The sequence below is a fragment of the Thomasclavelia sp. genome, assembly GCF_017889095.1.
GTDB lineage: Bacteria > Bacillota_I > Bacilli_A > Erysipelotrichales > Coprobacillaceae > Thomasclavelia.
In genome coordinates this window covers 1-8,343 of the sequence record NZ_JAGHEW010000275.1, presented here as the reverse complement: position 1 = coordinate 8,343, position 8,343 = coordinate 1, and the positions used below count along the sequence as shown (strand labels likewise).

The window sequence follows — 8,343 nt, the reverse complement described above, 5'->3', positions numbered from 1 at the left end:
GATCAATCATATGCCCTTCTTCTCGCATAATTAAATGACCTAAAATTTCTGTATCTGATGTACTAGAAAAAATACTTCCCTTTTTTTCTAATTCTCGTTTTAAAATATTCGCATTAACAATATTACCATTATGAGCAATTCCTAATGAACCATTTAAAGTTCTAAATAATAATGGCTGTACGTTAGCAATTCCGCCACCACCGGCAGTTGAATAACGAACATGACCGATAGCGAAATCACCAACCATTTTAGATATCTTATCCTGGTCAAATACTTCAGTAACTAAACCTTCCCCTTTTTGAATTGATAATGATTCTTTATCTTTAACAATAATTCCTGCTGCTTCTTGACCACGATGTTGTAAACTATGTAATCCATAGTAACACATAGCCGCCGCATTGTTATAACCGCATACTGCAAAAACACCACATTCTTCATGTAATTCTCGATTATCGTAGTACATAGACTATCCTCCTTTAATCAAAGTTATTTTATAATGACAAAAGAAGTTAGTCAATAAAAAATTATCTCATAGACACTCATTAATATAAAATTTATTATCTTGACAATTATTTTTTAGAAAATTTGTCATCATCGTACAAACGATTTCGGTTTCTCCTTGAATGTTTGCATTCATATCCGTTTCCACAATAAGATCTTTATTTATATCAGCTAAAGCAGTAATCATTTTATTTAAAACGTCATCATTTTGATAAATAATTTCACTAACTTTAATTTGTTTATCATTTTCACTGTAAATAGCATAACCGACTGCTTTAGTATTATCATAAAATATTTTTAAAGTTTCATTATAGGCTTTACAGCGTGGTAATAGATATTTTTTATAATAATCCAAATCACGTTTACGATAGCCATTAAAATTACTAGTAAAATTTTGATATAATATTAATGATTTAGTAAAATCATAATCATCAATTATTTTTAAATGATTATCATGATTGTATTTCGATAAATCAACCTTTACCTTTTTATGAAAATAATCTTCTTTAAAACCAAAACCATAATATATTTCCGGCTGATATGCTTGTAATAATATTTTTTGATTCTCATATTTAGGTAAGGATAATACATGATTCATTAATTTTTTCATTAGTCCCTGCCCCCGATAATTCTTATCAGTAGCAACTCCTAAAATAAAGTAAGCTAAATTATCCTGATTATCTATACTAATTGTATAAGGTACAATTTGGAGCATTGATACAATTTTATCATTATTTTTTAGCAAATAGGTATTATCACTTTGATAACAATAATCAAAATAGAATTTAGTTGATTGTTCATCTTCATCTTGAAAACTAGCTTTCCATAATTCAATTATCTTAGCAGTATCATTTTTAGTTGCTTTAACGATTGACTGATTGTTTAAAACAATTGTATATTTAGATAACATTTTAACGGGATGAAGCATTTTTTTAGCTCGCCTAAGCGATTCTAATCCCATATCTTCTTCGCGGTTAACAAACTGATAATCTTCATAGTTTTTCTCTAAAAAGAATTTTCCAATTGCTACATATAATCCCCGAATATTTTTATTAGCTTTTTCTACATGGATTTGCACTGTTTTATGTTTTAACGGTGAACCAATAATAAAAGCCTCTAATTGACCATCAAGATAAATACAACCGGTTTTAATATTCAATTCATGACGATGAACTAATAAATAAACAATTCCAATAAATTCAGAAATAACACTTTGTTCATTACGATGATCACTATCCCAGCGTTTTAAACAGTTTAAAACATTATCAATATCCTGATCTTCAATTTCTTTATAAATATAATCAGGATTTTCTTTGATAAAGGCATTAAAATGGTTACGCCTTTTTTGCATCTTTTTGCCAGCTAGTGTTTCTAGTGATTTCTTTTCATAAATATAATCATCAAAGTCTTCATTATGTAAATAAAGAAATTTGTCTTGATACATCTTTTTAATTTCATTAGTAAATTTATCAACAGCTAGATCAATTCGAAATGGAAAATTGTGCTTTTTTGCATATTCTAACATATATTCAACTGCTTCTTTGTAATATTCAACTTTACAAAATGGCATTGAAAAAAAGTGTTCATTTAAGTATGTATGTAACATGATTAGATAGTTTTCATTTATTTCATAATATATTTCATATTCATGATCCCACATCATCATAGTTACAAAATTAGAATTATAGCCTTCATAATCAGCATCATCTAAATATTTTTTTATTTTATCATAATCCGAAATTAATAATTTTTTCATAATACCTCTGCTTTTATTTTCCTAACATTGCATGAATGAATTGTTTAGCTGTACGTCCTGAAAACCCGCCATGACGAATTTCCCATGTTAATGCTTTTTGATGTAATTCATCTTGTTCCATCTCTAGACCATATTGTTTAGCAAGTCCATCGACGATATTTAAAAAATTAATGCGATCTGGATGCATAAACAAAATTTTCACTCCAAAACGTGAACTCAATGATGTTTTTTCCTGTTTAGCATCATTAATATTTACCTCATCACGGTCTTCACGTTCGCTCCATGTTTGTTTAACGATATGACGACGATTGCTGGTAGCATAAATTAAAATATTATCGGGTTTCTTTTCTAAACCGCCTTCAATTACCGCTTTTAAATATTTATATTCAATCTCAAATTCTTCAAATGATAGATCATCCATAAATAAAATAAATTTATAATTACGGGACTGTAATTGTTGAATGATCTTTGGTAAATCTTTAAATTGATGTTTATAGACTTCGATCATTCGTAAACCATCTTTATAATATTCATTCAATAACGCTTTTATACTGCTTGATTTACCCGTTCCGCTATCGCCATATAATAAAACATTATTAGCTTTTTTACCCGCTAGAAAGGCTTCTGTATTGTTTCTAAGGGTTTGTTTTTGTGTTTTATAACCAATTAATTGGTGAAGTTTACCATTACCAATATGAATAATTGGTACGATTTCTTGATTTTCATAACGAAAAGCTTTATTTAATCCAAACTTCCCAACCCCATAAGTTGCAAAGAAGTTTTCTAAAATCTGATAAAAAGATTCTAGATCGCCACATTTAGTTAAGCTGTCTTGTAGTGTTGTTGAAACTTCAAATAGTTCTTGATTAATTACTGGTTTAGATGGTGTAAAATTACTAATTAAATTTTGTTGCAATGGCTCTAGATTGCTAAAATCACTATTAAACATTTTAAAAATGATTGCAAAATCATTCATAACAACGGCTTTTAAATTATCAGCAACAACTTGTTTTCTTTCTAAAGCTAAAGTAAAAGAATTTTCATTATTAATTAATAAATAAGTAAGTAAACTGTTAAACAAATTATCATATAAATTATACTCTTCAGCTAATTTAATTAATAGTGATACAAAACTGTTGCTATTTTTAAGATTACCATTAATTATTTCATTATACATTTCAAAACAAGATTTTATTCTTTCATCTTGAAACAAAGGATTAAAAACTATTAACTCATCCATAATTGATTCCTCTTTTCCATATAATTTAAAAAGACGAAAAATCGCCTTTTAGTTTTTAAAACTATGAATTGGTGCTGGAATTCTACCACCACGATCAATAAATTCCTGACAGCTAAAATTGTTAACTGGCATAATTGGAGCATAACCAAGTAAGCCGCCAAATTCAACTACTTCTCCAACATCTTTACCAATAACTGGAATAATTCTCACTGCCGTTGTTTTTTGGTTGATCATTCCAATGGCCATCTCATCAGCAATTATTCCAGAAATTGTTGCTGGAGCAGTATTTCCAGGAATAGCAATCATATCAAGACCAACTGAACAAACACAAGTCATGGCTTCTAGTTTTTCTAATGTCAAGGCACCACGATTAACAGCATCGATCATTCCTTGATCTTCACTTACTGGAATAAAAGCACCACTTAAACCACCAACATAAGAAGAAGCCATCACGCCACCTTTTTTAACCTGGTCATTTAATATAGCTAGTGCTGCCGTAGTTCCTGGAGCACCGACACTTTCTAATCCCATTTGTTCTAAACATTCAGCAATACTATCACCAATAGCTGGTGTTGGTGCTAGTGATAAATCAATAATTCCAAAAGGAATACCTAGTTTTTCAGATGCTTCTAAAGCTACTAATTGACCAACTCTAGTAATTTTAAAAGCAGTTTTTTTAATGATCTCACATAACTGACCAAAATCTTTTCCTTTAGCTTTAGCAATCGCATTTTTTACTACTCCAGGACCACTAACCCCTACATTGATTATCGCATCAGCTTCGCTAACACCATGGAAAGCGCCAGCCATAAATGGATTATCATCAGGTGCATTACATAATACAACTAACTTTGCACAACCAATTGAATCATTTTCTTTAGTTAAATCAGCCGTTTCATGAATAATATCCCCCATTAATTTAACGGCATCCATGTTAATTCCGGTTTTTGTTGAACCAACATTAACCGAACTACAAACGTTATCAGTAACTTTCATAGCTTCTGGAATGGAACGGATTAATAACTCTTCAGCTTTAGTCATCCCTTTAGATACAATTGCACTGTAGCCACCAATAAAATTCACGCCAATTTTTTTAGCACACTTATCTAATGTTTTTGCAATCTTGACAAAATCAGCAGTACTTTTACAAGCATTAGCCCCAACAAAACCAATAGGAGTTACCGAAATTCGTTTGTTAACGATTGGTATTCCATATTTCATTTCGATTTGTTTACCTACAGATACTAAATCTTTAGCTACTGTAGTGATTTTATCATAGATATTTTGGCATAAAACATCAATGTTTTGATCCATGCAATCAAGCAGACTAATTCCTAAAGTAATTGTTCTAACATCAAGATTTTCCTGCTCGATCATCTTATTTGTTTCCGTAACTTCAAATAAATTAATCATTATTAATCTCCTTAAATACGGTGCATTTTATTAAAAATATCTTCATGCTGTAATTTAATATTTACACCAATTTCTTGCCCTAATTTATCTAATTCATCACATACAGTTGAAAATTCGTCAATAACACTAGTTAATTCAACAATCATCATCATATTAAAATAACCTTGAATAATTGTTTGTGAAATATCTAATATATTAATTTGTTTTTTTGCTAGAAAAGAACATACTTTGGCAATAATTCCTACTTGATCTTTTCCAACTACAGTAATAATACCCTTTTGCATTAATTATTTACCTCCTAATATTGACGATATTATATCACAGTAACAAATATTATAAAACCCTTAAACCAAATTTGCGAAAATAAAAAATGGGTCTAAGACCCATTTCAATTATTTCCCCATTAATTTTTTAGCAAATTCGTAAACTGCTTTACCATTCATCATTCCGTAATCTTTCATTTCGATTACATCATAAGGAATATCTTTACCAGTATCTTTAATGATTTTTTCTACTTCTTTTTTAGCATATCTAACTTGTGGGCCAAGTAATACGCAATCTACAGTATCAATAATTTTTTCACCTTCAGAAAGTGGTAAAGCGAAGATTTCTACTTCTTCTCCAGCTTCTTTTGCTGCTACTTCCATTTTAGTTACTAATAAACTAGTAGACATACCAGCAGCACAAACTAACATAATTCTTGTTGCCATATATTCTTTCTCCTTTTATTACCAAAAATAATAGAAAAGGTATTAAAAATACCTTTTTTTGTCTAACTATCCAATCATTTTCATTGCTGATTCGAATACTGCTTTTCCGTTCATAGTTCCATAATCTCTCATATCGATTACGTCTACAGGGATAGGACCAGCTTTACGTCCTGCAGCTAATTTTTCGATTGCAGCTTTTTGGAATCTTACTTGTGGCCCAAGTAAAATGCAATCAACTTCTTCTAATACTCTTGGTGCATCAGAGAATGGTAATGCAAAGATTTTGCATTCAACTCCAGCTTCTTTAGCAGCACCTTCCATTTTTGTTACTAGTAAACTAGTAGACATACCTGCTGAACATACTAATAAAATAGTTTTCATAATTATATACACTCCTTTTTTCAACCTAAGTTAATTTTACACCGAAAGCCAAAGAATGTAAACACTTTCTTGTTCCTTTTAGCCTATTTTTTATGATTAAAAAAACCTGAATAGCAAATTATCTTGATTTAATCGTTTAATATTCAAAACAACTTTTTTAAGACAATATTTTATTTTTCATAAAAATCATGCTATCATTAATAAAAAGGAGGCGGTTTTAATTATTTTACAGTAAAACCGGTGATAAAAATGAAACTACTTATTTTAAGCGATACCCATCTACAAAATGATTTATTTACTAGAATTACTAACCAGCATCCTGATATGGATTATTATATTCATTGTGGTGACTCCTCTTTAGAAATAGATGATCCTTTATTAAAAAAATATTTAACAGTAAAAGGCAATCATGATAGTGCTTCTTTCCCTTTAGAAATTACCTTTAAAGTAAATAATTATAATTGTCTAGTCGTTCATGGTCAAAATCATAATGTTTATTTTGGTAATGATTATTTATATCAATACATGCTTAAAAATAATATTAATCTCTGTTTTCATGGTCATACCCACGTACCAGCATTTTCGATTATCGATGATCATTATATTATTAATCCTGGCAGTGTCATGATCAACCGTGGCAGTTATGGTTTTGGCACTTACGCAATTGTAGTAATCGAAAATAACAGTTTACAAGTTAATTATTATAATAGTGAAACCGATCAGGAATGTACGAAATTAGTTTTAGAAGATGGTAAAACTGTTCTTGAGGAATTTAAAGAATTGCTAAAACAAAAAAGCTAGATAACTAGCTTTTTTACTTACCCTTATTTTCTAATCTTTTTCGTTTATATTCAATCATGAACATAATTTCTTTTAAATCTTCATCAGGTAATTCAGTTAAAAGACGCGCAATATTTGCAATATTATAATAATCATACTTTTTACCGCTCATTATTTCTTCAACACTACGTCCATATAAATTAGAAAAAATTCTTAATTCACTAACTGTAATATCTCTTTTTCCGTTTTCAATATCCGAAATTGCTGAATGAGGGACTTTTAAATATGCAGCAACGTCTTTTTGAGTTAAATGTTTGAAATTCCGATATGATTTTAATCTCGCTGCTAAATCTTTATCAATCAATCTGTACACCTCCGCTAAATAAATTTTAGCATTTTCCTTATTTTGGTGCAACAACATCTTTTGCTTTTATTTATAATTTTTGGTTTATAAGAACATTTATTTGTATAATTCGATAATTAATCGTAAAAATACCCATTAGTTATTTTACTTTTTAAATAATTTTGTCGTGGTTTGTTATTGATAATATTAACATAATCAAGAAAAACAGCTAAACATTCTTCTTTAGTTTCATCACTAAATGATAGTAAAAGATAATCAACATCAAGATGATCGACATGATCGATATATAAATAATGACTATTGAATAACAAATTATTACAATACTCATCGCTCATGATCGTAAACTTTTCTCCTTTACGATCAACTAGCTTAAAATTTCCATTTTTACAAAGATTGCATCCAGGTCGTTTTTCATTAAAATAACAATCAGAAATCAAACAATGTTTTAAATGCATATTAATTGTCTTACCATATACAGTTAAAATTATATCCTGTTTTACATCATTTAATTGATTGATCATTTTTTTGGTTATTTCTAATGAAAGAATGCAAGGATAATTTTGAAAATACTGTAAAGCATAGCTGTTATAGAGATTGAAATTAAAATCCAAAATACATTTTTTATCTTTAAACAGTTCTAATCCATCAAAGTTTGCCACCATGATCGTATCAACAAGATTATAAAAATTACTATTTTTAAATTCTGTTAAAGCATTTACTGGTGTTAAAAAACCAGTAAAGGGAATAATTTTTTTATGATATTTTTGAGCCAAATTTATTGCCGCTTCTAATTGATTAGAAATGGGAAAATAATAATGATGAATCTTGCAAGTTATTAAAGCTTCCAGTTGCTGGAGATTAAAAACTCTAACATCGATTCCTTTTATTTCTTTAGTTAAATGATGACTCTTTTCATTAAATTCAGGATAGTTTACAGTATCCTGATAATTAATTTGTTCAATCAATAGCGAAATTGCAATACGACGCATTTCGTTAATTTCGGTTATTGAAAAAAAGCCATTTTGCGGAAAATCAACCGTTATTTCTTTAGCTTTAAAAACAGTATTTCCTAATTTAGCTAATTGCTTTTCAATCCTCTTTTTATCTAATGGCAGTTTTTTAGCTGGTTCAATGATTAAATTGGAAACAGTTGACACTACATGATCTTGATATTTAACCGTTAATGATGGTGCAGTGT

The 8,343-nt window shown here is 29.0% G+C and carries 9 protein-coding genes and 1 pseudogene; 1 reads left to right on the top strand and 9 read right to left on the bottom strand.

Annotation, left to right across the window (positions count from 1 at the left end; translation table 11 throughout):
• The 7 genes and pseudogenes from J7M77_RS12165 to J7M77_RS12135 form a co-directional block, all read right to left on the bottom strand.
• A pseudogene (locus J7M77_RS12165) lies at nt 1–463 on the bottom strand (amidophosphoribosyltransferase); the annotation flags it as partial.
• A 66-nt stretch (nt 464–529) separates the two neighbouring features.
• Nucleotides 530–2,257 (bottom strand): GNAT family N-acetyltransferase, encoded by a 1,728-nt coding sequence (locus tag J7M77_RS12160; RefSeq protein ID WP_296878931.1) that lies wholly within the window; start codon nt 2,255–2,257, stop codon nt 530–532.
• A gap of 13 nt (nt 2,258–2,270) precedes the next feature.
• Nucleotides 2,271–3,497 carry an ATP-binding protein gene (locus J7M77_RS12155; RefSeq protein WP_296878929.1) on the bottom strand — a complete coding sequence of 409 codons (1,227 nt, stop codon included), beginning with the start codon at nt 3,495–3,497 and terminating at the stop codon, nt 2,271–2,273.
• A gap of 48 nt (nt 3,498–3,545) precedes the next feature.
• Nucleotides 3,546–4,910 (bottom strand): PFL family protein, encoded by a 1,365-nt coding sequence (locus J7M77_RS12150; RefSeq protein WP_296878927.1) that lies wholly within the window; start codon nt 4,908–4,910, stop codon nt 3,546–3,548.
• An 11-nt stretch (nt 4,911–4,921) separates the two neighbouring features.
• Nucleotides 4,922–5,194 carry an ACT domain-containing protein gene (locus J7M77_RS12145; RefSeq protein WP_296878925.1) on the bottom strand — a complete coding sequence of 91 codons (273 nt, stop codon included), beginning with the start codon at nt 5,192–5,194 and terminating at the stop codon, nt 4,922–4,924.
• Nucleotides 5,195–5,302: 108 nt separating this feature from the next.
• A complete protein-coding gene (locus J7M77_RS12140) occupies nt 5,303–5,620 on the bottom strand; it encodes a PTS sugar transporter subunit IIB (RefSeq protein WP_296878923.1) in 318 nt (105 codons plus the stop codon).
• A 66-nt stretch (nt 5,621–5,686) separates the two neighbouring features.
• On the bottom strand, nt 5,687–6,001 hold the full coding sequence (locus J7M77_RS12135) for a PTS sugar transporter subunit IIB (RefSeq protein ID WP_296878921.1): 315 nt from the start codon (nt 5,999–6,001) through the stop codon (nt 5,687–5,689).
• A gap of 249 nt (nt 6,002–6,250) precedes the next feature.
• Between J7M77_RS12135 and J7M77_RS12130 the strand changes: the two genes are divergently transcribed.
• Nucleotides 6,251–6,802 carry a metallophosphoesterase gene (locus tag J7M77_RS12130; RefSeq protein ID WP_296878919.1) on the top strand — a complete coding sequence of 184 codons (552 nt, stop codon included), beginning with the start codon at nt 6,251–6,253 and terminating at the stop codon, nt 6,800–6,802.
• 13 nt (nt 6,803–6,815) lie between these two features.
• On the opposite strand, the gene J7M77_RS12125 is transcribed toward J7M77_RS12130, so the two are convergent.
• Nucleotides 6,816–7,202 carry a helix-turn-helix transcriptional regulator gene (locus J7M77_RS12125; protein WP_296878916.1) on the bottom strand — a complete coding sequence of 129 codons (387 nt, stop codon included), beginning with the start codon at nt 7,200–7,202 and terminating at the stop codon, nt 6,816–6,818.
• Nucleotides 7,203–7,261: 59 nt separating this feature from the next.
• On the bottom strand, nt 7,262–8,343 hold a 1,082-nt coding region (locus J7M77_RS12120), incomplete at its 5' end, for a DUF3656 domain-containing protein (protein WP_296878914.1).